The sequence below is a fragment of the Natranaeroarchaeum aerophilus genome (genome assembly GCF_023638055.1).
Classification (GTDB): domain Archaea; phylum Halobacteriota; class Halobacteria; order Halobacteriales; family Natronoarchaeaceae; genus Natranaeroarchaeum; species Natranaeroarchaeum aerophilum.
Genome location: NZ_JAKRVY010000007.1, coordinates 71,091 through 93,563, shown reverse-complemented (window position 1 = coordinate 93,563; position 22,473 = coordinate 71,091). Strand labels below are relative to the sequence as shown.

General features: G+C 62.8%; 25 protein-coding genes and 1 tRNA gene. 7 read left to right on the top strand and 19 right to left on the bottom strand.

Translation table 11 applies throughout. The features are described 5' to 3' along the window. Nucleotide 1: 1 nt before the first annotated feature. Together cdrS and AArcSt11_RS12395 are read right to left on the bottom strand one after the other, a co-directional pair. A complete protein-coding gene (cdrS, locus tag AArcSt11_RS12400) occupies nucleotides 2–178 on the bottom strand; it encodes a transcriptional regulator CdrS (protein WP_238477558.1) in 177 nt (58 codons plus the stop codon). Nucleotides 179–393: 215 nt separating this feature from the next. Beyond that, nucleotides 394–903 (bottom strand): double zinc ribbon domain-containing protein, encoded by a 510-nt coding sequence (locus AArcSt11_RS12395; protein ID WP_250597465.1) that lies wholly within the window; start codon nucleotides 901–903, stop codon nucleotides 394–396. A gap of 144 nt (nucleotides 904–1,047) precedes the next feature. On the opposite strand from AArcSt11_RS12395, the gene AArcSt11_RS12390 reads away from it, so the two are divergent. Together AArcSt11_RS12390 and AArcSt11_RS12385 are read left to right on the top strand one after the other, a co-directional pair. After that, nucleotides 1,048–1,121 (top strand) — tRNA-Tyr (locus tag AArcSt11_RS12390). Nucleotides 1,122–1,559: 438 nt separating this feature from the next. Then, nucleotides 1,560–1,751: a DUF7563 family protein gene (locus AArcSt11_RS12385; protein WP_250597464.1), complete on the top strand. Its 192-nt coding sequence runs from the start codon at nucleotides 1,560–1,562 to the stop codon at nucleotides 1,749–1,751. 103 nt (nucleotides 1,752–1,854) lie between these two features. On the opposite strand, the gene AArcSt11_RS12380 is transcribed toward AArcSt11_RS12385, so the two are convergent. The 5 genes from AArcSt11_RS12380 to AArcSt11_RS12360 form a co-directional block, all read right to left on the bottom strand. Next, complete coding sequence (locus AArcSt11_RS12380) at nucleotides 1,855–2,064, bottom strand: hypothetical protein (protein WP_250597463.1); 210 nt, start codon at nucleotides 2,062–2,064, stop codon at nucleotides 1,855–1,857. A gap of 298 nt (nucleotides 2,065–2,362) precedes the next feature. Beyond that, a complete protein-coding gene (locus tag AArcSt11_RS12375) occupies nucleotides 2,363–3,175 on the bottom strand; it encodes a DUF726 domain-containing protein (protein ID WP_250597462.1) in 813 nt (270 codons plus the stop codon). A 311-nt stretch (nucleotides 3,176–3,486) separates the two neighbouring features. Continuing rightward, nucleotides 3,487–3,705: a hypothetical protein gene (locus tag AArcSt11_RS12370; protein WP_250597461.1), complete on the bottom strand. Its 219-nt coding sequence runs from the start codon at nucleotides 3,703–3,705 to the stop codon at nucleotides 3,487–3,489. A 41-nt stretch (nucleotides 3,706–3,746) separates the two neighbouring features. Beyond that, nucleotides 3,747–4,706 (bottom strand): phosphotransferase family protein, encoded by a 960-nt coding sequence (locus AArcSt11_RS12365; protein WP_250597460.1) that lies wholly within the window; start codon nucleotides 4,704–4,706, stop codon nucleotides 3,747–3,749. After that, the gene (locus tag AArcSt11_RS12360) at nucleotides 4,699–5,376 is read right to left on the bottom strand and encodes an HAD family hydrolase (protein WP_250597458.1); all 678 of its coding nucleotides are present in this window, start codon (nucleotides 5,374–5,376) and stop codon (nucleotides 4,699–4,701) included. Before AArcSt11_RS12360 ends, AArcSt11_RS12365 begins: the two co-directional genes overlap by 8 nt. 89 nt (nucleotides 5,377–5,465) lie before the next feature. Here AArcSt11_RS12360 and AArcSt11_RS12355 point away from each other — a divergent pair, with 89 nt between their 5' ends. Then, nucleotides 5,466–6,500 (top strand): Gfo/Idh/MocA family protein, encoded by a 1,035-nt coding sequence (locus AArcSt11_RS12355; protein WP_250597456.1) that lies wholly within the window; start codon nucleotides 5,466–5,468, stop codon nucleotides 6,498–6,500. 34 nt (nucleotides 6,501–6,534) lie between these two features. Here AArcSt11_RS12355 and AArcSt11_RS12350 read toward each other — a convergent pair whose 3' ends face one another. The 6 genes from AArcSt11_RS12350 to AArcSt11_RS12325 form a co-directional block, all read right to left on the bottom strand. After that, nucleotides 6,535–7,752, bottom strand: coding sequence for a Gfo/Idh/MocA family protein (locus tag AArcSt11_RS12350; RefSeq protein ID WP_250597455.1), 1,218 nt, complete (start codon nucleotides 7,750–7,752; stop codon nucleotides 6,535–6,537). Between the two features lie 66 nt (nucleotides 7,753–7,818). After that, a complete protein-coding gene (locus AArcSt11_RS12345) occupies nucleotides 7,819–8,874 on the bottom strand; it encodes an ABC transporter permease (RefSeq protein ID WP_250597453.1) in 1,056 nt (351 codons plus the stop codon). Then, complete coding sequence (locus tag AArcSt11_RS12340; protein ID WP_250597452.1) at nucleotides 8,871–10,004, bottom strand: ABC transporter permease; 1,134 nt, start codon at nucleotides 10,002–10,004, stop codon at nucleotides 8,871–8,873. Before AArcSt11_RS12340 ends, AArcSt11_RS12345 begins: the two co-directional genes overlap by 4 nt. Further along, nucleotides 10,001–11,584, bottom strand: a complete 1,584-nt coding sequence (locus tag AArcSt11_RS12335) for an ABC transporter ATP-binding protein (protein WP_250597451.1) — start codon at nucleotides 11,582–11,584, stop codon at nucleotides 10,001–10,003. Before AArcSt11_RS12335 ends, AArcSt11_RS12340 begins: the two co-directional genes overlap by 4 nt. A 30-nt stretch (nucleotides 11,585–11,614) precedes the next feature. After that, nucleotides 11,615–12,712 (bottom strand): BMP family lipoprotein, encoded by a 1,098-nt coding sequence (locus AArcSt11_RS12330; RefSeq protein ID WP_250597450.1) that lies wholly within the window; start codon nucleotides 12,710–12,712, stop codon nucleotides 11,615–11,617. Between the two features lie 82 nt (nucleotides 12,713–12,794). Further along, the gene (locus AArcSt11_RS12325; RefSeq protein WP_250597449.1) at nucleotides 12,795–13,595 is read right to left on the bottom strand and encodes a hypothetical protein; all 801 of its coding nucleotides are present in this window, start codon (nucleotides 13,593–13,595) and stop codon (nucleotides 12,795–12,797) included. 88 nt (nucleotides 13,596–13,683) lie between these two features. Between AArcSt11_RS12325 and AArcSt11_RS12320 the strand changes: the two genes are divergently transcribed. After that, a complete protein-coding gene (locus AArcSt11_RS12320; RefSeq protein WP_250597448.1) occupies nucleotides 13,684–14,241 on the top strand; it encodes a DUF6663 family protein in 558 nt (185 codons plus the stop codon). A gap of 71 nt (nucleotides 14,242–14,312) precedes the next feature. Then, nucleotides 14,313–15,371, top strand: a complete 1,059-nt coding sequence (locus AArcSt11_RS12315; RefSeq protein ID WP_250597447.1) for a glucose 1-dehydrogenase — start codon at nucleotides 14,313–14,315, stop codon at nucleotides 15,369–15,371. A 29-nt stretch (nucleotides 15,372–15,400) separates the two neighbouring features. Here the strand turns inward: AArcSt11_RS12315 and AArcSt11_RS12310 are convergent, their stop codons facing one another. The 5 genes from AArcSt11_RS12310 to AArcSt11_RS12290 all read right to left on the bottom strand — a co-directional run bounded on the left by AArcSt11_RS12310 (nucleotide 15,401) and on the right by AArcSt11_RS12290 (nucleotide 19,318). After that, the gene (locus AArcSt11_RS12310; RefSeq protein WP_250597446.1) at nucleotides 15,401–15,772 is read right to left on the bottom strand and encodes a hypothetical protein; all 372 of its coding nucleotides are present in this window, start codon (nucleotides 15,770–15,772) and stop codon (nucleotides 15,401–15,403) included. Between the two features lie 46 nt (nucleotides 15,773–15,818). Beyond that, nucleotides 15,819–16,601 carry a hypothetical protein gene (locus AArcSt11_RS12305; protein ID WP_250597444.1) on the bottom strand — a complete coding sequence of 261 codons (783 nt, stop codon included), beginning with the start codon at nucleotides 16,599–16,601 and terminating at the stop codon, nucleotides 15,819–15,821. A gap of 2 nt (nucleotides 16,602–16,603) precedes the next feature. Continuing rightward, complete coding sequence (locus tag AArcSt11_RS12300; protein ID WP_250597442.1) at nucleotides 16,604–16,747, bottom strand: hypothetical protein; 144 nt, start codon at nucleotides 16,745–16,747, stop codon at nucleotides 16,604–16,606. Between the two features lie 115 nt (nucleotides 16,748–16,862). Continuing rightward, a complete protein-coding gene (locus tag AArcSt11_RS12295) occupies nucleotides 16,863–17,048 on the bottom strand; it encodes a hypothetical protein (protein WP_250597441.1) in 186 nt (61 codons plus the stop codon). 47 nt (nucleotides 17,049–17,095) lie between these two features. After that, a complete protein-coding gene (locus AArcSt11_RS12290) occupies nucleotides 17,096–19,318 on the bottom strand; it encodes a CDC48 family AAA ATPase (RefSeq protein ID WP_250597440.1) in 2,223 nt (740 codons plus the stop codon). Between the two features lie 235 nt (nucleotides 19,319–19,553). Between AArcSt11_RS12290 and AArcSt11_RS12285 the strand changes: the two genes are divergently transcribed. Both AArcSt11_RS12285 and AArcSt11_RS12280 read left to right on the top strand, forming a co-directional pair. Beyond that, on the top strand, nucleotides 19,554–19,949 hold the full coding sequence (locus AArcSt11_RS12285) for a DUF5811 family protein (protein ID WP_250597439.1): 396 nt from the start codon (nucleotides 19,554–19,556) through the stop codon (nucleotides 19,947–19,949). A gap of 41 nt (nucleotides 19,950–19,990) precedes the next feature. Beyond that, nucleotides 19,991–20,191 carry a hypothetical protein gene (locus AArcSt11_RS12280; RefSeq protein ID WP_250597438.1) on the top strand — a complete coding sequence of 67 codons (201 nt, stop codon included), beginning with the start codon at nucleotides 19,991–19,993 and terminating at the stop codon, nucleotides 20,189–20,191. A gap of 379 nt (nucleotides 20,192–20,570) precedes the next feature. Here AArcSt11_RS12280 and infB read toward each other — a convergent pair whose 3' ends face one another. Further along, entirely contained in the window at nucleotides 20,571–22,370 is a 1,800-nt protein-coding gene (gene infB, locus AArcSt11_RS12275; RefSeq protein ID WP_250597437.1) for a translation initiation factor IF-2, read from the bottom strand. Nucleotides 22,371–22,473 lie beyond the last annotated feature (103 nt).

Sequence of the window (22,473 nt, the reverse complement as noted above, 5' to 3'; positions counted from 1 at the left end):
ACTACACCTTCGCCCAGGTTCGTTTACTGGAGTTCTGGGAGGTCTCCTGTTGTTCGTCGACCATCTCCCGGACAGCCGCCCGAATCGCCTCGCTACGGTTCGGGTACTGGCCGGTGTCGACCATCTGTTCGACCGCATCGATCTGCTGTTTCGGAATTCGCAGTGTCACACGCTCCATATGTTGTATTCCCCTGTGTAAGACGGCTGTCTCTCGTGGATACCGCTCGTCTGTCTTACAGCCCTCGCCACCCGACAACGCCGGGAGTGAGGGGTTCCACCCCTTTGTGTAAGACAACCGTCTTACGCGACTGGAACCTCACGGGCATACATAATAAATGTAACGGCGGTTGTGACACAAAGAAGTAAACGCCGCCTTCGGCAGTGTGTGAGCCTCTACCGAGGATCTAGCACGTCTGCAGCCGGTGTCCGACGCCCACAGCCTGGACAGAACGCCCAGTCCGAACGGAGCTCGTCACCACATTCACAGAACGAACGTTTGGACGCCTTCTCCCCACAGTTCGGGCAGTAGACGTGCTCGTCGCCCACCCCCTCGCCGCACTGAGTGCACGTCCTGTCGTCAGGTTCGATGGTCACGTCCCCTGATGACTCTGTCTTACGCTCTGATTGCGCGCGCTCGTCCTCGATAGAGACGTTCACTGTGACGTCCTGTGGCGTGGACTGCTGGCCCAACCGCTCGTCCAGCCGTCGGTCGATCAACTCGTCGACACGGTCGGCGACCAGCGCGTCCAGCGAGTCCGAATCCGGCGACGTGCCACTGTCTGCTGGCTCGTGATCCTCGATGTAGCTCCGTAGCGCCTCGCGTAGCACCTCGCTTTTCGAGGCGTCGAACGCCTCGATCTCCTCGACGAGGTCGTCGTCCGCCCGGAACGTGATCTTGCTCATACCGCTCATCTGTCACTGTGTCGCGATCCCTTATCAACGTTCGCACGTGTCTGACGCGTGTCTGTCACCGGCTGGTTCCCACTGGCATAGCGGGAGTCGATAATAACCCTTAAGTCCGACAGCGAACGAGTAAGAATCGCACGCCCGCCCTTAGCTCAGACTGGTAGAGCAGTCGACTGTAGATCGACTTGTCCCCCGTTCAAATCGGGGAGGGCGGACTGGTTTTCGAGTCGAATCGTAGTCGACCTCCATCGACTTGTCCCCCGTCCTCGTGAGCGAAGCGAACGAGGGCTCGGAAGGCGCGCACAGCGGAGCGAGCACGTCTTCCGGCGTTCTAAATCGGGGAGGGCGGACTTTCTCCTGCGAACAACGTGAGCAGTGAGAAATCCATCCTGAGCCGATTTGAACACGAGAGTCGCACGCTCGCGAACGAAGTGAGCGAGACCGTCTCTCATCTGTTCAATATCGGGGAGGGCGGACCTACTTCCTACCCGAAACACAGTAGATAGCCAAACGGCTGTTTGCACTGTCCTCAGTGCCTCTAATCTGAGATATGGATTTTCGAAATCGCGGCGAAAATCCGGATTTGAACTGGTAACCAGTCGGGGGTCCGCGCCTTCTGGCGAAATTCACAGTGCAAAACGGAGGTGGTTCTCGTGTTGAAACTCGTCACCGAGAGCGACGAGTCCGCCACCTGCCGGAACTGTGGAGCCCACGTCTCGGAGGACTTCCAGCGGGTGTTCGGTGACGAGGATCACGTCGCCCACCGCTGTCGTGAGTGTGATACCAGCCGCCGACTGAGACGCGGGAGCGTGGCCGTCGGACGCCCGTCTTGCTCGCCGGAGTGATCCCGAGCGCCCTGGTCGTCGCGAACAATCTCGCGTGGATCACCGTTGCGATCGTGGGGTGGTCGGTGTGATGGGCTCTCTGTCGACAGCTGGAGGTTGGCGACTACGTCTCAAATCGAAGCTCCTGGAGGTGTACAGAGATTTCCCAGAGCAGGTAGACCACACAGAATGCAATCCCAGTGAAAATAGCCAGCAAAATAGAAAGCGTGTCAATCACCAACCCGGTAAAGATCCCAACGGTCATGAGTACGACCAACCTGTTCATCTGTGCTTGCGCTGCGTCGTTGTGGGTGCTGGATTCTTCGGAGGGCATGCCCCGAACTGCGCAAACAACTGTCATATTAGTGTTGGTTCTTGTGCTTACCGGAGGAAGGACTGGCAAGCAATACGGTCAGGCACTGGTCGCAGGGGATCACGACGAGTACCGGCATCGAGGTCGCGCCGGACTACAACAACGTCGTCGACTGTGTGACCTGTGAGTATCCCGAGCCGCGAGCACCCGGTGCGGGCCTGGCTGATACCCGGGGTTGTGATACCGCTCGCCCTTCTCGCAAAGAAGCCGAATGCAACGACCCCGTACCACAGGGGGCCGGACTTGCGTCCTTTCTGAATCATTCGATCTGCTCGACGAGCTGGGGAAGACAGCCCTCCCCCGGCTGGAAATACGAGTAGTGATCGTCGACGAGTTCGGTGACAGCCACGTCCCTGTAGCCCGCTGGAGCGGCGTCGGGGGTATTGATCCCACCGTGGCCGACTGCGCGGGTCCGGTCGGAAACGCGGTAGACCCAGCCAAGCACGCGGTCGTTTCGACTGTGGAAGTTGGTGACCTGAGCGTCGACTGCAGCGATCGCACTGCCGTATCTGCCGGGACGCTCGACGCTGTCGTACGGGATGGCCCCCCCGAGAAGCGACACGGAGGCCGGAACCCCGGTCTCGCCGTGGTCTTCGAGTACGCGAAGCGTTTCACAGACGACGCGCGCGCCGAGCGAATACCCGACGAGATGGATCGGTCTACCGTCGGTTCGGTCCCAGTCGATCAGCCAGTCGGCGAGTGGGGCTGCGTTCGCGTCGGCGTTCCGTTTCGCCGCGTCCCAGTTGACAGCACTGTCCCAGCTATAGGCGGCCACCGGTGCGGGACGCAAGTCGTCGAGCCCGACCTGTGTTGCGTACGCTTGATCACGGGCGGCGTCGTCCTCGGTATCGAAGCCGTGGACAAATAGGAACAGCTCCGACGAATCGTCGATCGCCCACGCCCCCTCGGTCCGGACTGGACCTGCGTCTCCAGTGTCGGTGGCTGTTCCACGCGTGCTGAGGACAGGCGGTGACAAAGGGGCGGCGTGGTCCCCGAAGTCGCCCTGGAGCGATTCGTAGACATAGAACGCCCCGCCGCCAGCCACCCCGAGCGTGCCCCCTGCCGCAAACATGAGACGGCGTCTCGTGAGGGTGGATCGGCTATCGGAGCTGGACTCTTCAGTGATAGTGTACTGCTACTTTTGAACCAACAAGTATCCGTCGGTACCGGGGCTGACTCCATCTGTCTGGTTGGGGGGTAATCACACGATGTGACGTTGTAAACAATGTTACAATGTTACATCGTGTACACACCTGCGAACAGCTCCATTTTCAACGGAAGAACGGTCGAACCGCCGGAAATCCCGTCGGCAACGCTGTTCGAGTACGAAGTCGAAGACCGACAACGCGCCCTCTTTCTCTCTCCTTGGTCACGTAGCGACAGCTACACCCGGCGCGGGAGAGGTTGACGCTCGGCGTCGAAATTGCCGACGAGAGACCGCTCGACGTCAGTGGCCAGCTCGAAGGAGGTGGTCTCGACGCGGTGGACCAGCCCGGCGTATTCGAGCGTGGCCAGTCGCTCGGCGACGTGGTCCGCCGAAACCTTCCGGAACGCCTCGCTGGAGAGCAGCCGTGCGGTGACCACCCATCGGAGCCGAGACATGCGAGGATCCGTTCGTCCTCACGTGGTAACCATTGTGCCGGTCAGTCATCAGACAGTGTGTGCTGCAGTGCATCCGTATGAAAATCGATGGCGTCCCCTCTCCCGACAGGCGGATACCGGGGGTTAGTGACGACCCCACAAGAGTCCACTGCACTTTCGGCGATCGCAACGACACGATGTGCCGAGTGGACCGACGGGTACTGTCTGACAGCGCTGTAGCCATCCCTGAACGCCTTGCGGAGCGGGTCGGGATCGTCGACGTACCAGTCGGCCACGAGGTACTCCGACTTCGCAACCGAGAGCGCGGGCGGGGCAGCGAGCGGCGCTTCCCAGTCGAGCACGGCGGTGACTGACCCGTCGGCGACGAGCGCGTTACCGGGCCGAAAGTCCCAGGGGAACAGTCGTGGTGCTGCGTCCGACACCGGTATCTCCTCGAACAGTGCGCGCAGATCGTCACGTAGCGGGTCGAACGCGTCGGGGAGCCGCTCAACGGCTCGAAGACCGTACTGCCGGAACCAGCGGTTCCAGTCCGTGTGTTCGGTCGTAAACTCACCGTCAGAGAGGAGAAGTCGCCCATAGCCATCGAACTCGAACGTCTCGTGGAGCCTGCCGAGCGCTTTACCGAACCAGTACGCGAGATCACGTCGCGTCTCCGCGTTGACTCCGGTGAATCGCTCGTGAAGATCCGCTCCGGCCACGTATGCAGTGAGCATGTATGCGACGCCATTGTGTGAGCCAGCCGTGAGCACCGGCGGAACTGGCACGAAGGTTCGTTCCCTGATCTCGCACAGGAGCGCGACCTCCGTCCGGAGCCACGTCCGCTCATCACAGACCTGTAGTACGACGGGACCGCGCTCGGCGAAGCGGACGACCGCGGTTCGTTTGCGGTTGCCGCGGTGGATCGGCTCGACGTCGACCGCCGGTTCCTTGACGCTTCCGAGCGCGGCTTCGGCTGCAGCACCCCGTGGCTCGGTCTCAAACACGTCCCGCAATTTATTCATCGGTCACCCCCAGCACCGCGGGCAGGTCGGCCAGCGAGTTCAGGGTGTACTCCGGGTCGTACGATCCCGACCCCTGCTCGTCACGGAGCCACGCCGCGGCGAGTCCCGCGTTCTGTGCACCCGCAATATCGTACTCCAGCGAGTTGCCAACGTAGAGCGCGCGGTCAGGGGCCACATCCAGATCATCGAGTGCGCGCTCGAACGGCCGCGCGTGGGGCTTCGCCCGGGGGAGTTCCGCGGCACAGACCACGGTGTCGAACCGGTCGGCGATACCGAGCGCGTCGAGTTTCGTTCGCTGGCTGTCGGCTGGCCCGTTCGTGACGACGCCGACCCGTCCAACTGCCGCCGCGGCGTCGAGTGCTGCTCCTGTCCCCGGAAGCAGCTCGACCGCGCTGTCGTCGATCGCCGCGACCAGTTCACGCGCGAGTGCAAGCGTGTCCGCGTCCGAGCGGCCGTTTTGTGCGGCAACCCGGGCGATCCCGGCCCCGTAGTACCCGATCGGATCGTCGTGATCCGGCGGCCCGGAGAGCGCCGTCCAGAGCTCGGAAGGGGTGCCGAACGGATCCTCGCCCGACCGCTCGAAGACCCGCGCGTACAGCGCGTCGGTATCCTGTGTACGCCGACAGAGCGTCCCGTCGAGATCGAACAGTACGGCTTCGAAGTTCGCCACAGTCAGTAGTTGGTCTTCATGAGCAAAAACCTCGTGTCAAGCCGTTGGGCGGGCACAGATTCTTCCCGCCTCGCTCGGACTGCTAGCGTATGACGTGGACGTTCGCCTGCGCGAACTTCGATCAGATGCATATGAACACAAACGTCGGCTGGGTCGCGGCCCATCCAGCCGCGGAACTCGTCGGGGTGTGCGACGAGGATTCGAGCACGTCGACCGGATCGCTGTCGGCGGCGGTGAGCGAGTTCGATATCCCCGACAGCGACGTCTACGACGATCTCGACATCTGTCTGAGCGAGACCGAACCTGACGTGGTGATCGGCTGTCCACGCAATGACAGACACGCCGAGTTCGTCGAGCGCGTTGCGCCGTACGACGTCCACATTGCCATCGAGAAGCCACTGGCCGCGACACTCGCGGGAGGGGATCGAATACTCGACGCCGTCGACGAGTCCGACCGGCTGTTCGTCCTCAACTGGCCAGTCATGTGGGACCCGGTACTACACGAGGTCCGGACGCTGGTCACCGATGGGACGATCGGCGACGTGATCGAGGTCCAGTACTACGGTGGGAACTCCGGGGCACCTCCAGAGGAGAGCTGGTTTTACGACCCTGGTGCTGGCGGTGGATCCATGCTGGATTATCTGGGCTACGGCGCGACGTTCTCGACGTGGTTCCGCGGTGGCGACCTGCCCACGGAAGCCACCGCCGAGACGTACGTGCCCGAGGACATGGACGTCGATGTCCAGTCCTCGACGATCTGCCGGTTCGAAGAAGGGCTGTCGGCGTTTCAGACCTCCTGGCGGATGCTCACCGATCCGTGGGAGATCCAGCCCCAGCCGCCGAAAGGCTACGAGATCGTCGGTACGGAGGGGGCGATCAGCACGAGAGAACGGAGCGCGCCGATCAGGGTCACGACCGAGGCGGAGCCGGAGGGCTACCCCGTCGAGCCGTCCCCCCTGCCCGAACGGTTCGAGAATCTGGTCGCCTACCTGATCGACCTGCTGGAGACCGACACCGAGCCGTCGGGGCCAGCCGATCCCGCGTTCTGTCGGGAGGCACACCGGATCGTCGAGACGGCACGTCGGAGTGCCGATCGGGGCGAGACCTTGCGGCTGGTCGAGTAGTGAGTACAGGAGCGCGAGTTGGCACAGCGATCCGCTATCCTCGCGCTGGGGGCGGCGTAAACGTCTCCAGATCGGCGGTCCGCAGGTCGACATCCTCACCGGTTTCGGCCGCCCGGTAGGCCGCCATACAGAGCCGCAAGACGTCCAGCCCGTCGTGCAGATCGAGAGAACCGTTCTCCCCGCACTCGAAGGCGTCGACGGCGTCACAGTTCTCGGCGACGTATCCCCCGTCGACGACGCTCTCGCCGACGATCGGCATCCGGCCGCTCGTGGCGTTCTGTTTCTCTGCCCAGCCGTCTCCTCCGCCCAGCGCGTCCGAGACGAAGACACTGGAGGACTCCTCGTCGGTGACAACCTGTCCCGAGTACTCCGGGCCGAGCAACTCGATCGAGCGCCGCACTCCTGCGCCGACGTAACACCACGATCCCGTGGCCTCGGAGATCAGCGGATCTCCTACCTCGCTCTCGTAGCGGATCGTTGCCCGCGCGTAGTCCTCTGCCGGGGTGGTCTCGTAATCGACACCGTACTCCTCGCGTAGTTCAGCGGCGTACTCCTCACGGGCCCACTTTAGCGTCTCAGTGTCCGCGGAGACCGAGACCGCGTCGAGGCCCCCGTCGGGACGCTCCGGATCGGCCAGCAAGACGTGGTTGCCCGCCAGTGCGTGACAGAGCATGTCGGTCAGCGCGCCGCCGCCCTGGCGCTTGCCGTCCCAGAACCACGCCGAGTGTGGCCCGCCGTGTTCGGCCTGCGAGCGGGCGAGGTAGGGCCGTCCCGCGTCCCGGCCGCGCTCCCAGAGCAGGTCGCGCAACTGCTGGATCTCCGGCTCGTGCGGCCAGTTTTCCAGATATGCGTGTGGCAGGCCAACGTCCTCGATTCGGTCGACGATCCGGCCCGCCTCACGGAGGGTTCGGGCCACTGGTTTTTCCATTGCGATCCCCCGCAGTTTTGCGCCGTCCTCGACCGCATCGACGGCTGCATCGACGACGTCGACCCGCATGAAGTTCGGGCTGGTGATCCACAGACCGTCGACGGCCTCGTCTGCGACGAGCGCGCCGATGTCGCCCTCGCCGTAGACGCTTGGATCGCCCCAGCCCGCGGATCGACACCGGGCTGCGACCGATTCCGCGGTCTCCCGTGTTCGGTTCTGGATCGCGGCGACGTGGACGCCGGGCAGGTACTCGACGCTCGGGACGTGTGCCTCGCGAGTGATGAATCCGCAACCGACGAAGCCGATACCGAAGCTCTCCCCCATATGAGAGACGCCGTCTCGGAGCGTATAACTCCCGGTGGTGGGGGAGGGGGCGACCTGCTCTCGGGCCTACTTTTCGCTCTCGTATGGCTCACCGACGCGCGAGGGCATCCGTGTCGACCCGTAGAACGTCAGAACGACAATTACGACGACGTAGGGGAACAGATCGACCAGACTGGAGGGTAGCGGGACGCCGATCGTCTGGAACTGGATCTGGAGCATATCCATCGCGCCGAACAGGAGTGCGGCGAGGAACGCCCCGATCGGGTTGTAGTTGCCAAAGAGGTAGGCGACGATACCGATCCAGCCCCGGCCGTCGACGACTGTCATCCCGGAGCCGATGAAGTTGCCCGTGACGCCGAGGGTCAACACGGCTCCCGCCAGTCCCGCCATCGTCCCCGAGAAGATCACCGCGGCGTAGCGAACGCGGTTGACGTCGATCCCCGCCGTATCGAGTGCTTCGGGATTCTCACCGGCGGCCTGCAGCCAGTAGCCGTACCGGGTTCGGTAGAGAAACACCCACGCCGCGACGGCGACGATAATCGTCAGCAGGATAAACGGCGATGCATCGAAGAAGACGGGTCCGAGCACCGGAATCTCCGAGAGGAGCGGCAGGTCGATGTTGCCGATCCGACCCACGGTTCCGCTGTTCCGGCTATCCCAGATCAGGATTGCGGTAAACGGTCCGAACCCGAGACCGATGAACCAGACCGCCAGCCCGGCGACGATCTGGTCGGCCTCGTAGCGGATCATCAAGATTGCAAAGAGGGTCGTGAGGACGGCGCTGATTACCACTGCGACGACGAGCCCGATCCAGAGATGCAACTGTGTGACCTCACCGTTCCCGGAGACGAGATACGCCGCGGCGAGGCCGTTGACCGCGCCGAAGATCATGAACCCCTCGACGCCGATGTTGAACACGCCGCTCTTTTCGGCGATCAGTCCGCCGATGGCGACCAGTGCAATCGGCGTCGCCGCCCGCAGGGAGCGTTCGAGATACCCGAGCGTGAGTAGCCGGGCCAGTCCCGAATCCTGCCACACGACGACCACCCCTGCGAGCACCGTGAGGCCGACCAGTACGCCGATCCGACCGGGGTTCGCTCTCGCGTAGCTGGTGACGCTCATTCGCCATCACCACCGAGACCGGTCCGCCGTGCGGTCATCCGGAACAGTTCGGGTACGGCGACGAAGAGCACAACGAGCCCGACGATGCCATCGATCAGCTGTGGCGGGACATCCGAGGACACGTTGATGTACTGGCCGCCGGCCTCTAGCCCACCGAACAGCGCTCCCGCGGGAATCACGCCCAGCGGGTGGTTCGCCGCGAGCAGGCTCACCGCGATGGCGTCGAACCCGTACGTGTCGATCCCATGGGCGTTCGGCGTCGCGTTCGCGTGCATGATGATAAAGAGCGCACCGAGGACGCCCGCGACCATCCCCGAGATCGTCATCGTCCCAACGATTGTCCGCTTCGCGTCGACGCCGGAGTAGACCGCCGCGGACTCCTGGTAGCCGCTCGTCACCATGTCGTAGCCGATCCGCGTGCGCGTGAGCAACACGTAGATCACCACGGCGACGCCGATCGTCCCGGCGAGACCGAGAATCGAGAAACCGGATCCCTCGAACAGCACCGGCGGGAGTTCCGCGTACTCGGGGATCGAGGCGGTTCTGGTCGCCGACTCACCCTCACCCCGAAACGGGCCGTCGACGAGGTAGAACACCACGCCGATGGCGATGAAGTTCAGCATGATCGTCGTGATGATCTCGTTGGCGTCCGCGTAGGCCTTGAGTACTCCCGGAAGCGCACCGTACGCGCCGCCCGCGAGTACGCCACCCAGTATGCCGACGAACATGAGCCCGACCCCGCCGATCCGGTTGGCAGGGAGGAACGGTGTCAGCCACAGGATCGTCATCGTCGTCGCCAGCATCCCGACGATGAACTGCCCCTGTACACCGATGTTGAAGACGCCCGCCCGGAACGCCACCGCGACCGCGACGCCTGCAAGAATGAAGTACGAGGATTCCCGGAGGGTGATCGTTAGCCTGCGCTCGGTCCCGAACGCCCCATAGAGCATGTCGTTGATGAACAGGAGCGGGTTGTGCCCCGAGGCGGTAACGACGACGAGCCCGATCGACAGTGCCGCAATCGTCGAGGCGACCGCCAGCGCGATCCGCTCGATGGGCGTCGCCCGGAGCATCCAGTCGGCGGCGGCGTCGAGCGTGGGTCGAATACGACCGGGATCGGCGTCGCTCATGGCTCCCCCGGGAGATCGGACTGCTGTCTGATTGACACCCCGGATCGGTCGATCTCCGTTCCGGTCATCAACAGCCCTAGCTCCTGTTCGGTTACTTCCTCCGGGTCGACGATGTCGACGATCGAACCCTCATAGAGGACGGCGATCCGGTCCGAGAGCTGCTGGATCTCTTCGAGTTTCGAGGAGACGATTACGAGCGCAATACCCTCTGCACGCAGATCCAGCAGTCGGTTGTGGATAAACTCGACCGACCCGATGTCGACGCCGCGAGTCGGATGCGATGCGATCAACAGGCGAGGATCGTGGTTGATCTCCCGGCCAACGACGAACTTCTGCTGGTTGCCACCCGAGAGCGATGACGAACGCACGGATGGATCCGGTGGCTGGACATCGTACTCCGCCACGACCTCGTGGGCGTGCTCGTCGACGGCGTCCCAGTCGACGAACCAGCCGTCGACGAACGGCTCGACTGTCTGATTGCCAAGCAACGCGTTGCGAACCAGATCGTACTCCAGTACCAGCCCTTCCTGCTGGCGGTCCTCGGGGACGTAGGCGATCCCGCGCTCGATCCGCTCGCGCCGGTCCGTCTCCGTGATCTCCTCGCCCTCAAAACGGATTGATCCGGATGTGACGGATCGCAGCCCGGTCAGCGCCTCGACGAGTTCGGACTGACCGTTGCCCTGGACGCCGGCGATCCCGAGGATCTCGCCCTCCCGGACCCGTATGTCGACATCCGTCACCTGTTCCAGACCCCGGTCACCCTGGACGTGGAGCCCCTCGGTTTCGAGAACGCGTGTGCCCGTCGTCGCCTCGCGTTCCGTTCGGTCGAACAACACCTCCCGGCCGACCATCATCCGCGCCAGCTCCGCTTTCGAGGTGTCGGCTGCGTCGACGGTCCCGACAGCGTTCCCGTCGCGCAACACCGTAATTTCGTCCGCGATTTCGATGGCCTCGTCGAGTTTGTGCGTGATAAAGACCAGCGACCGATCCTGTTCGGTCAACTCACGCATCAGGTCGAACAGCCCGTCGACCTCCTGTGGCGTCAACACCGCTGTCGGCTCGTCGAAGACGAGGATCTCTGCGCCGCGATAGAGGCTCTTGACGATCTCGGTCCGCTGTTTGACACCGATATCGAGATCCTGAACCGGCGTATCGAGATGCTGATCGACGTCGAACGCGTAGCGATTACAGAGCGCTTCGATCTCCGCACGGGCATCGTCCTCGTCGACGAGTCCTCCCGAGACCGGCTCGTGTCCGAGCACCACGTTCTGGAGGACGGTCATCGGTTCGATGAGCTGGAAGTGCTGGTGGATCATTCCGATCCCCGCGTCGATCGCGTCGCGTGGACTGGTGAACTCCCGGGGCTCGCCGTCGACGGCGATCGCTCCCTCGTCCTGATCGTACAGCCCGTAGAGGATGCTCATCAGGGTCGTCTTGCCCGAGCCGTTCTCGCCGAGCAAGGCGTGGACTGTTCCCGATTCGAGTGTGAAATCGACCCCGTCGTTTGCCACGACGTCTCCGAAGCGTTTCGTAATCCCGTCCAGACGAACGGCAGTCTCCCGTGTCTCCTTCCGACTCATGATGTAATACAGAGTACTGGAGGGCGGCGTCTAGCAGCCGTCCGCCTCACAGGGAACCTCGATATCGCCGTCGATGATCGCCTGCGTCGCCTCGTCGATGTTCTGGTCGACCTCCTCGGGCAGCGCACCCTCGAACGCCTGTCCGATGACGGCGTCGACCGCCTCCTCGGCGAGTCCGAGCAGGTTGTGCTCGTCGGCGATACTGTCGAACTCGTCCTCGTACGTGGCCTGAGCGGCCTCCTCGGTCCCCTCGTCGATGAACTTCACCGCGGAGCCGATGATGACGTCCTGGAACTCCGGCAGGGTTCTGGACTGATCGGCATCGACGCCGATAGCGAAGCGCCCCTGTTGCTGGGCGGCCTCGATCGCACCCGCACCGGCCGCCGCCGCAGCGTGGTAGACGATATCCGCACCGTCCTGATACTGCGACGTGGCGATGTCGTTTGCCACGCTCGTGTCGCTGAAGTTGCCGATGTAGCCGGTGCTGACCTCGACCTCCTCGTTGACCCACTCGGCCCCGGCGATGTAGGACTCCTCGAAGGCGTTGATCAACGAGCCGTCCTCACCGCCGACAAAGCCGACGTGGGCGTTCTCGGGATCGTTTTCGTTCCCGTCGTGTTCGAGTTCGTGTGTCGTCATCGTCCCGGCGAGCACGCCTGCGAGATACGACATCTCGTGGTTGGCCCAGGTAAACGAGGCGACGTTTGGCTCGTCGAGCGGGTCGTTGATCAGCATCCAGTTCTGATCGGGATACTCGGGCGCGTTATCCTCCAGCGGCGACGTGTGCTGGAACCCGACCATCACGATAAGATCCGGTTCGGTTTCGGCCGCCTCGACCTGTACGTCTCCGAACGCGGTGGTGTCAGTCTCCTCGATCTGGTTGATCTCGAAGTCGTACTCTTCCTGTGCGTTCTGTAACCCGCTGAGCGCCATGTCGTTGAACGCGTTGTCGTCGAACCCGGCGTCGCTGGAGATGATCGCGATCTCGTCGCCCTCCGCGCCGTTGCCGAGACAGCCCGCCATGCCGATGCCTGCAATCCCCGCGCTCGCTGCGAGGAACGTGCGCCGATCGACAGCCCTCGCTGGTACTCCCCCAAGCTCCTGATGGCTAGTTGACTCTTGCGCCATAGGTAATGTATTTTCGTTATAGAATATAACCCTAACAGTGATCCTTTTATTGTCCTCCGTTGATAGCCACCGTTTGTCGCTCTCAAGCGTCGATTCCGTCAACCCACTCTGGCGTCTCGACGTCCACGTCGCCGCCCTCGTACTCGTAGCTGATACGCTGTGTCGTCGTCTCGCCGGCGATCAGATACTCGGCGTACGAACCAGCGTCGGTGGTCACGTCCCAGCGCACGTCCGCCTGCTCGACTGCGTTCGTTTCGGCGTCGACGCGGACGTCCCCACTACTCCCTGCGATCCGGTACGAGCGATACTCGTCGAACCAGCCGTCGGTCGGGGTGAGTGTTTGGGTCCCATCGCTCGTCTCGACGGAGTCGTACTCGGCAAAGCCAAGCACCTCCGTGACGACGCTCGCGCCACCGTCGAGACGGTCACCGATCTCAGTATCAGGGTCTTCGACGACGGTGACGAGTTCGGTCGTTTCACCGGCCCGGTTCTCCCGCACCAGTCGCTCGTCGGGATCGTCTTCGATGTCCTCGATATACCGGTCGGCACCCGGCTGGTCAGGCCCAGCGTCCTCGATCAGTAACTGCCGGTAGACAGTCTCGTCGTCCCCGTCTTGATACCGTGTGTCGGTGACACTGTTGTCGACTATCCTGACGTAGCCCTCGCCCGATTCCGCCACTGCGCCGTCGACTGCGAGACTGACATCCCCATCGGTCTCGATCTCGCCGCTCAGTTGGTACTCCTCGTCGGCGTGCTGGGTGAAGCTCTCGCTCATCCCCTGTGGCTCTCCGGTCGAGAGCGGAAATGCGACTGCGGCAACCATACCGAGACAGACGACTGCGAGGAGGGCGATCGCTGCGATTGAGAGGGACCGGCGGTTCATGGCCGCAGTATGTCCCCAATCGGACATAAGTGTTCAGCCCGGCCGATATTCTCAACACTCATACCCGTGGAGCGGTCACTACCATCCGATGGACCAGACCACGGACGGGCGGTTTCGCGTGCTTCCCGGACGAAGCGACGACGAACTGCTATTGCTTGATCCCGAGTCGGCCGAGCCGAGCTACGTCCCCGTTCCCGAGGGTGAGGCACCAGCAGTCGGACACCTCGTCGATGCCACACTCGTGTGGGAAGACGGCGATCCTGTCGTGGCCGAGTACAGCGTCGTCACTGCCACGACGTTTCGGTTCATCCGCACCGACGAACCAGCCTTCGAGGCTGCACGGGAGTGTTTCGAGTCGGCGCGTGCGGAGGGAGCGGCCATGAACTCTCAGATCACGCGGGACATGGACAGCGACCCCAACGGCGTGGTCTACACGTTCGCCGAGCAGGCAGGCGAGCGCGACCTGTTCGGCGAGTTCCGGGACGGCGTCAAGCCGCTGGAACCGCTGGTCGCCCGCGCTGCCGAGGCCGCCGAACCGCCCTTTTCGGTCTGGGTGCTCGATACACCGGAACCGTTCGTCCTCGTGTATATCGTGCTGGGGCCGGACAGCCTGCTGGAGCGGACGATGCGGGATACGTATCGCTGATCGAGGGGATACTCTGTCGGAACTCCCCCTAAAAAAGAAATTATTTGCATCTCGCCATCTTCGCTGGCTGTATGCAAGCGATAGCGGTCCGACGCGGTGAGGACCACCCCACGATAATCGAGAAGCCCAGACCCGATCCGGGCGAGGGAGAGGCTCTCGTCCGGACGTTGCGGGTTGGCATCGACGGAACCGATCACGAAGTTATCAGCGGCTCTCATGGCGGCTATCCACAGGGTGCAGATCATCTTGTGCTCGGGCACGAGGCGGTCGGTGTCGTCGAAGAGCCCGGCGATACCGATCACGACGTCGGCGACATTGTCGTTCCGACGGTTCGGCGGCCGCCGGGGGAGTCGAACAAGTACTTCGAGCGCGGCCAGCCGGATATGGCTCCTGACGGCGAGTACTTCGAGTGTGGGATTATCGGTACGCACGGATTCATGTCGGAGTATTTCACTGCCCCGGGAAAATACCTGATCGAGGTTCCCGAATCACTGGCGGAGCTTGGCTTTCTGATCGAACCGATCAGTATCTCCGAGAAAGCGTTCGAGCACGCATACGCCTCCCGATCGGCCTTCGAGTGGGACCCCGAGAGCGCGATGGTGCTGGGCAACGGTAGCCTCGGACTGCTTACCCTCGCGATGGCGATCCACACGGAACCGTTTGATCGAACCTACTGTCTCGGCCGTCGTGACCGTCCCGACCCGACGATCGACATCATCGAGACACTCGGCGCGACCTACGTCGACTCGCGCGAGACGCCGGTCGACGAAGTGCCCGCCGCACACGAGGGGATGGACTTCATTTACGAGGCGACGGGCTACCCACCCCACGCGTTCCAGACGATCGACGCACTCGCGCCCAATGGCGTCGGCGCGTTGCTTGGCGTCCCTGACCCGTGGGAGTTCGAGATCGACGGCGGCGCACTCCACGAGGAGTTCGTCCTCCACAACAAGGCGCTGATCGGTAGCGTCAACTCGAATATCGACCACTTCGACGCTGCGGTTGACACGCTCGACGCGCTTCCAGACTGGCTATGTGACGATCTCGTCACCGGCGTCTACGGCCTCTCAGAGCTCCACCGTGCGTTCGAGGACGGCGACGACGTTATCAAGACCGCAATCGAGTTTTGACGTCGACCCGACGATATCGAGGCGAGGGTCTACAGCGGCGCGCCAGCGTTGATCCAGGTGTATACGCCAACGAAGACGGCGACACCGATCGCCACGAGCAAGAACAGAACGATAAACAACGGGTTCGTCAGCGCGTGCATCGGGTTCCCGTCGTCGCGCTTTGCGCTGATTACCATGGCCCGCATGACCGCAAAGACGGTTCCGAGCAGGATGGCTAGCAACATCGCCGTGATCGCGATGGCGGCGCTATGCCGGTTCATGCCCATCTGCAGGCCGATTATGCTGAATATGCCGCCCGTCAGAATTGCCCCGAACGTCGCGATCGCCGCGAGCTGTTCCGGGGACATATCTTCCGGACGAACCGAAAAGTCACCCTCGCTTTCCTCTGATGCCTGAGCCATTGATCTAATACCCGACATTCTGACGTGCAGTTATTAATCCTTCCGGTCAGGTCAGTAGCGTTCGCAGTATCGCCTCGGCGCTCCGGCGCAGCGCATACAGAAACGCGAGCAGCGTCGGCGCGATCAGTCCCGCATAGACCGCACCCCAGAAGGTAAGCGGGATCCCGTCAGCGTAGCTTCCGACTGTCGTTTCGATCGCTGCTGGGAGGGGGATCGTGACGAGGCTCACGTCCGTCAGTGCGAACCAGACGGCAACGATCCACGGCATCGAGACGGCGTAGAACCATGCCGCGGGCATGACCCGATAGCCACGATCGTATCGATCCGCGGCGATCAACTCGTGTAACTGATAGGCGATCAACAGGTAGCCGATCGGGACCGTCACGATTGCGAGCCCGAGCGCCAGATAAAAGAAGGGGCCGCTGATCTCGTAGATGATCGGCAACGCGACACCGGCGGCGATCAGGCCGACGATGTTGAACGAGGCGACGGTGATTACTGCCGGAAGGCTGACATCGGTCGATAGCACCGATGTACCCTGTCGCATCAGCCGGTCGCGACGCCACTGTGTCGAGAGCGAGGCGACCGCTCGTCCAGCGAGAAATACGGCAAGCAGGGCGACGGGCGCGGTCAGGCTCTCTGCGACGACCGCGGTGAAGACAAGATCGTACTGCAGGCGTCCGATCGCTCCGATCGTCAGCGCCACAGCGCCGGCCGAGAGAGCGGTGAGCACCCAGCACCGCAGGGAGACGACCCACGCGAGGAACTCTACCGTGGTCGATGGGGGCGTTCGGCCATTACTTGTCGTGCTGTGGTTGCTCGTCGACATCGTTACACCGTGGTCACGTACATAATGACGAGGACGATGATGCTCAGACCCAGAATGAGCAACGGTGCGATCCGAAGAGGGACCGAGCCATTCATGTCGCTGACGAACGATCGGCTCGTCGGCAGTCGCTCAGACATCTGTTTCATGCGATACACGCGTACCAACTCGGCCATCCCAGATAAGTTAACCCCATTCCCCGGTTTGTATATCAGGTTGTTTTTAAACATACCCGGCTGATTTTGGCAGGTCGAGGAGTATCGCTCAGAAGGTCGTGAGCGCGGCAACCAGCACGAGCCCGATCGCAGACACAAGAAACGCGAGTGCGAATCCGTATTCCAGCGCACGCAGATACAGCTCCTCGGTGTGGTTCGTCTTGGCGAGCGTCATGAACGCGGAGCCAAGAATCAACAGCCCGAAACTGGCGACCACGTACGCGACTACGGACATCGACCGACAGTTATCACGACGATACTAAAACTCCCCCGGCTAGGCGGTCACTGGAAGCCGATCCGACCGCCCTGTCGGCCGCGAGGATCGCTCCCGCCGCCCTTGAACTCGTCTTTCATCTGCTCGTAGTAGTCCAGAATGTCCTCGGTGATCGTTGGCCGGACGTCCTCCAGCGCCTGCCGGAAGTGACGCATCTCGACAGCCTCGGCGTCGTCGTCCTCGCGCAGCGCCTCGATTGCCGCCTCGCGGGCGATCGATTCGAGGTCGCTGCCGACGTAGCCATCCGTGATCTCGGCGATCTCACGGAGGCTCACGTCTGCGGCCAGCGGCGTGTCGCCGGTATGGATGTTGAGGATCTGCTCGCGCCCCTCGATGGTTGGCTGTCCCACCATGACCAGTCGGTCGAACCGGCCCGAGCGGATCAGGGCCGGATCGATCATGTCCGGGCGGTTGGTCGCGCCGATCACCATCACCTCGCCCATCTCCTCGAGCCCGTCGAGTTCGGTCAGTAGCTGGTTGACGACCCGTTCAGAGACGTTCGAGCCCATCTCCTGGCTGCGGGCGGGCGCGAGACTGTCGAGTTCGTCGAAGAAGATGATCGTCGGCGAGACCTGCCGCGCCTTGCGGAAGGTCTGTCGGATCGCCTTCTCGGATTCGCCGACCCACTTGCTGAGCAGCTGTGGCCCGCGCACGCTGATGAAGTTCGCGTTGGTCTCGTTTGCCACCGCTTTCGCCATCAGCGTCTTGCCCGTGCCCGGTGGGCCGTAGAGCAAGACGCCCTTGGGTGGCTCGACGCCCATCCGGGTGAACTTCTCCGGGCTGGACATCGGCCACTCGACGCTCTCCTGAATCTGTTGCTGGGCCTCGTCGAGCCCACCAACGTCGTCCCAGCTGATCTTCGGCAGTTCGACCAGCACCTCCCGCATCGCGGAGGGTTCGACCTCGTTCAATGCGCCGCGGAAGTCCTGGCGCTTGACGATCATCCGGTCGATCAGGCTCGGCGGGATATCCTCCTCGTCGAGATCGATCTCGGGCAGGTAGCGTCGAAGCGCCTTCATCGCCGCCTCTTTGGTCAAACTCTCGATGTCCGCGCCGACGAAGCCGTGGGTCTCGTCGGCCAGATGGCCGAGGTTCACGTCGTCGGACAGGGGCATCCCGCGGGTGTGGATCTGGAGGATCTCCTCTCGACCGACCTCGTCGGGAACGCCGATCTCGATCTCGCGGTCGAACCGGCCGGGCCGCCGGAGCGCGGGATCGACCGAGTCGACGCGGTTCGTCGCCGCGATGACGATGACCTGTCCACGAGATTCGAGGCCGTCCATCATCGTCAGTAGCTGGGCGACGACGCGGCGTTCGACCTCGCCGGTGACGTCCTCGCGTTTCGGCGCGATCGAGTCGAGTTCGTCGATGAAGATGATCGAGGGCGACTCCTCGGTCGCATCCTCGAAGATCTCCCGGAGCTGCTGTTCGGACTCCCCGTAGTATTTCGAGATGATCTCCGGTCCGGCGATAGAGAAGAAACTGGCGGAGGTTTCGTTGGCGACGGCTTTCGCAAGCAGGGTTTTCCCGGTGCCCGGCGGGCCATGCAGCAGGACGCCCTGTGGCGGCTCGATGCCGAGCTTTTTGAAGATCTGCGGGTGTTTCATCGGCAACTCGACCATCTCGCGGACCCGCTGGATCTCGTTCTGTAAGCCGCCGATATCCTCGTAGGTGATGCCGCCACCCGTCTTCTCGAAGCCGCTGATCGGCTCCTCGCGCAACTCGACGTCGGTGTCCTCGGTGACGAGCACGACGCCTTCGGGCTCGGTCTCGACAGCGATCAGCGGGATTGCCTGTCCCGGCGAGCGCATGAACGGGTGGTTCGTACTCGACATCACGGGGACGATATCGCGCCCGACGACCGGGCGTTTGAGGATCTGGCGTTTGACCATTCCGGCGGCGTCGGAGCCGAACTGGACGCTCGCTTCCTCGGGCGGCGCGAGCACGAGCGAGTCGGCTTTCTGGGCCTCCGCTTTCTTGATCGTGACGCGCTCGCCGATACCGACATCGGCGTTTTGCCGAGTGAACCCGTCGATCCGGACGGTGTCGGTGTTCCAGTCCTGCCGGTCCGCCCGCCAGACCTTGGCTGCGGTCGTGTCCGCACCCTCTATTTCGATGATGTCACCAGGGCTGAGCTTGAGATGCAACAGCGTATCCGGATCGAGACGAGCGATGCCACGCCCCGAGTCGTTGGGGTAGGCTTTCGCGACTTCCAGTTGAACTTCGTTCATGTTTTCCAGTTTGCGGGGTCGTGTTGGGTCTCCGTGGCGGGGTCCGATATGTCTTTTGCTGACTCATATGTCCCGCCGTCGATCCCCACCAGATAGTGGTATGTGTTAACAGTATACTCTGGAGCCCCCGACTACAAATGCATAACGGCGGCGGCAGGACGGACAACAGCGGCAAAACGAGAAGTAGCCCGAACCCTTTTATAAATAGATTCCGTACAACTGGTGAGAACTTTTCATGAACGGCAACAATCCGTACGCCGGAACTCCGGGCACCACGCAGGCCGGAAAACGTGCGTCAGCCGATCTCGCCGAACTCTCCGCGAGCCAGCGGCGTATCCTCCGGGAGAACGTCACCCGGATCGCTGCCCGGACGCGTTCGTTCCTCCCGGACGAGTACGTCGTCGACTCCGACGTCTCGCAAGCATCGGGTGGCGCACGCGCGACCGTCGCCGTACAGCCGCCGGTCGGCCACCCGGTAAGCGCCGGCTTCACGCCGGATGGCGATGACTTCGAGGACGAGCAGCTCATCACCGACGACGACGAGTTCGAGGTCGCCCGTGGCCTCGCCGCCAGCGCAGCTCTACAGGTCAAACAGACCGTACAGGACGACGTGACGCCGACCGCGCGGTGAGTTTCGAGCCGCATTTTACTCTCCGGCGAATCGTACTTCGTATGAACCGTGAGTACTGGCGCAACGAACTGCCACACCTCCTCGCTATCGTATTGCTCGTTCTCGTGAGTATTCAGGCCGCCGAACTGCTGATTCCCGGTGGCCTGTCGTTCTGGATCGGGCTCGTCGTGGCCATGCTCGTCGGGCTCTTTTACCGACCCCTCGTCGAACGACTGGGCTACGCTCCCGACCACTGGGACTGATCCTTGATCGACAATCCTGACAGAGAGCCGCCGAGCGTAACGCTCATGTACACCTCTTCCATACCCCCTGTTGATGAGTAACGCACACTACGAATGCGCAGGTTGTGGCCGGAAGCTCCACTACCAGACGACCAAACACAACGGCTGTCCCGACTGTGGGACGGTTCCGTTGCATAGTGCGGACTGACGCCCCATCCGGTGGGGAGCTGTTCCTGCCTGCTTCAGCGACAGCCACTGGCACTGCCAGCGCATAGAATGTCCACACATTGTACGTACTGCATGGCTTTTCCCCACCCTGCAGAATATACAATGTCCACACATTGTGGCTGCAATGTGGCGTCGTTCTGCCCGCAATCAGTACGGGCCTGCAGCCGTGGGATTATTTGCCCCAGAACGGGTCCCGCCGCCGGTGCTTGTCCAGGTACATCTGCAGGGCATCGCGCTCGTCCGGTTCGATATCCTCCAGGAGCTCCTGTTCGAGGATCTTCGCGTGTTTTTCGGGGATCTCGGTCCAGAGCTCGTCGCCTTCCTCGATTCCCCGGCCGACCGTCGGACCGTCGATGGCGACGCTCACGCGATCACCTTTGCGAGCCTCGTCGACGTCCTCACCGGCGTCCTGAATCCCTTTCATCTGGCCGATGCGTTTTGGCTCCTTGCCGTCGAACAGGGCGACGTTCGTGTTGTTCTGGATGGTGCCAGCGAGGACCTCGACGCCGACGACGGCGGGGTCGTTCTGCCGGAACGTGTGATCGGGCAGAATCTGGAAGCGGGCTGGTCGGGTAATCTTGTCGAGGATCGTCTCCTGCTGGGCCTGCTCGCGTTCTTCGACGAACTCCTCGTACTCCTCGATCAGCCTGTAGATGACGTCGCTCTCGAAGATCCGGACGTCCTGGTTCTCCGCGGCAGTGTGGGCGTCGGCCAGCACGTCGACGTTGAAGGCGAGGATCGCCTCGTGCATCGGATCCTCGGCGGTCGAGGCGACCGAGATATCCCGCGGCGCGACGTCGCCGACCTCCGCGCGAACGATCGGAACCTCGGCCTCTTCGAGCGCGTTGGACATGGCTTCAAGACTGCCGAGCGTATCGGCCTTGACGACGATCCCCTGTTCCTCGGTATCGACGGCGATATCCGCGAGTTCGGCCTCGACCTCACTAACCACGTCGTCGATCTCGCGATCGCGGACGACCCGCATCGGCGCGCCGGACATGGCGTCGTCCAGCTCGGGCGCGGCGATCTTGATCCCCGCTGCGGCCTTCAGTTCGTCGACGTCCTCGAAGCGACTCTCGGTGCGGATCTCCGAGAGCGGTCGCGGTTTCAGCAGTGCGCGAACGTCGGTAACGATGGTGCTGTCGGCCCCACCGACGACGATCGTGTCGTCCTCTTTGACCGTGCCGTCGTAGAGCACGACGTCGAGGGTGGTACCGAAGCCTTTCTCCTCTTTGACTTCCAGGACGGTGCCGACGCCCGGTCCTGCCACGTCGATCTCCATGGCCTCTTTCATGTAGCGCTGGGAGAGGCCCATCATCACGGTCAGCAGGTCGGGGATCCCCTCGCCGGTCATCGCCGAGACCGGGACGACGCCGACGTTGTTCTGGAAGTTCTGCACGCGCCAGTACAGATCCGCCGAGAAGCCCCGATCGCTCAGCTGGCCGATGATCTCGTAGAGTTTCTCGTCGAGGTCGCCGCGCACCCGGTCGCTCTGGCTCTCGTAGGTCGCCTGCACCGGCGCGTCCTCGGTCGGGTTCCAGCCGGGGACGGTGTCGATCTTGTTCGCGGCGACGATGAAGGGAGTCTCCGAGCGTTTGAGGATCTCGATTGCTTCCTCGGTCTGGGGCTGGAAGCCGTCGTTGACGTCGACGACCAGGATCGCGATGTCCGCGAGCGCGCCGCCCCGTGAACGCAGCGTCGCGAAGGAGTGATGGCCCGGCGTGTCGATAAACAGCAGGCCGGGCAGATCGAAGTCCGTCGGATCGACCAGTTCGCCCGCGATTTCGGAGATGACGTCGAGCGGCACCGCAGTCGCGCCGATGTGTTGTGTGATCGCCCCCGCTTCGCCCTCGATGACCGCCGAGCCACGGACCTTGTCGAGCACACTTGTTTTCCCGTGATCGACGTGTCCGAGAACGGCGACGATCGGCGTCCGAAGGGCGGCGTCCGTTGATGTTGTAGAGTCCGACATAGTGACCACCTGGAGAAGGTTCTTGTTCGAAGCTACGGCGCGCGGCATTTAGGCCTATCTTTTCGCGCGGCCGACGGTTGGACGGACACAAACAAGTACCAGA

What these genes read in the sequence shown, in the direction of transcription:
- AArcSt11_RS12280 (WP_250597438.1), top strand. Translation starts at nt 19,991, where the DNA reads ATGAACCGTGAGTACTGGCGCAACGAACTGCCACACCTCCTCGCTATC.
- AArcSt11_RS12395 (WP_250597465.1), bottom strand. Translation starts at nt 903, where the DNA reads ATGAGCAAGATCACGTTCCGGGCGGACGACGACCTCGTCGAGGAGATC.
- AArcSt11_RS12330 (WP_250597450.1), bottom strand. Translation starts at nt 12,712, where the DNA reads ATGGCGCAAGAGTCAACTAGCCATCAGGAGCTTGGGGGAGTACCAGCG.
- cdrS (WP_238477558.1), bottom strand. Translation starts at nt 178, where the DNA reads ATGGAGCGTGTGACACTGCGAATTCCGAAACAGCAGATCGATGCGGTC.
- AArcSt11_RS12380 (WP_250597463.1), bottom strand. Translation starts at nt 2,064, where the DNA reads ATGCCCTCCGAAGAATCCAGCACCCACAACGACGCAGCGCAAGCACAG.
- AArcSt11_RS12305 (WP_250597444.1), bottom strand. Translation starts at nt 16,601, where the DNA reads ATGTCGACGAGCAACCACAGCACGACAAGTAATGGCCGAACGCCCCCA.
- AArcSt11_RS12365 (WP_250597460.1), bottom strand. Translation starts at nt 4,706, where the DNA reads ATGAATAAATTGCGGGACGTGTTTGAGACCGAGCCACGGGGTGCTGCA.
- AArcSt11_RS12355 (WP_250597456.1), top strand. Translation starts at nt 5,466, where the DNA reads ATGACGTGGACGTTCGCCTGCGCGAACTTCGATCAGATGCATATGAAC.
- AArcSt11_RS12325 (WP_250597449.1), bottom strand. Translation starts at nt 13,595, where the DNA reads ATGAACCGCCGGTCCCTCTCAATCGCAGCGATCGCCCTCCTCGCAGTC.
- infB (WP_250597437.1), bottom strand. Translation starts at nt 22,370, where the DNA reads ATGTCGGACTCTACAACATCAACGGACGCCGCCCTTCGGACGCCGATC.
- AArcSt11_RS12335 (WP_250597451.1), bottom strand. Translation starts at nt 11,584, where the DNA reads ATGAGTCGGAAGGAGACACGGGAGACTGCCGTTCGTCTGGACGGGATT.
- AArcSt11_RS12345 (WP_250597453.1), bottom strand. Translation starts at nt 8,874, where the DNA reads ATGAGCGTCACCAGCTACGCGAGAGCGAACCCCGGTCGGATCGGCGTA.
- AArcSt11_RS12300 (WP_250597442.1), bottom strand. Translation starts at nt 16,747, where the DNA reads ATGAAACAGATGTCTGAGCGACTGCCGACGAGCCGATCGTTCGTCAGC.
- AArcSt11_RS12320 (WP_250597448.1), top strand. Translation starts at nt 13,684, where the DNA reads ATGGACCAGACCACGGACGGGCGGTTTCGCGTGCTTCCCGGACGAAGC.
- AArcSt11_RS12340 (WP_250597452.1), bottom strand. Translation starts at nt 10,004, where the DNA reads ATGAGCGACGCCGATCCCGGTCGTATTCGACCCACGCTCGACGCCGCC.
- AArcSt11_RS12285 (WP_250597439.1), top strand. Translation starts at nt 19,554, where the DNA reads ATGAACGGCAACAATCCGTACGCCGGAACTCCGGGCACCACGCAGGCC.
- AArcSt11_RS12370 (WP_250597461.1), bottom strand. Translation starts at nt 3,705, where the DNA reads ATGTCTCGGCTCCGATGGGTGGTCACCGCACGGCTGCTCTCCAGCGAG.
- AArcSt11_RS12290 (WP_250597440.1), bottom strand. Translation starts at nt 19,318, where the DNA reads ATGAACGAAGTTCAACTGGAAGTCGCGAAAGCCTACCCCAACGACTCG.
- AArcSt11_RS12315 (WP_250597447.1), top strand. Translation starts at nt 14,313, where the DNA reads ATGCAAGCGATAGCGGTCCGACGCGGTGAGGACCACCCCACGATAATC.
- AArcSt11_RS12295 (WP_250597441.1), bottom strand. Translation starts at nt 17,048, where the DNA reads ATGTCCGTAGTCGCGTACGTGGTCGCCAGTTTCGGGCTGTTGATTCTT.
- AArcSt11_RS12310 (WP_250597446.1), bottom strand. Translation starts at nt 15,772, where the DNA reads ATGGCTCAGGCATCAGAGGAAAGCGAGGGTGACTTTTCGGTTCGTCCG.
- AArcSt11_RS12350 (WP_250597455.1), bottom strand. Translation starts at nt 7,752, where the DNA reads ATGGGGGAGAGCTTCGGTATCGGCTTCGTCGGTTGCGGATTCATCACT.
- AArcSt11_RS12375 (WP_250597462.1), bottom strand. Translation starts at nt 3,175, where the DNA reads ATGTTTGCGGCAGGGGGCACGCTCGGGGTGGCTGGCGGCGGGGCGTTC.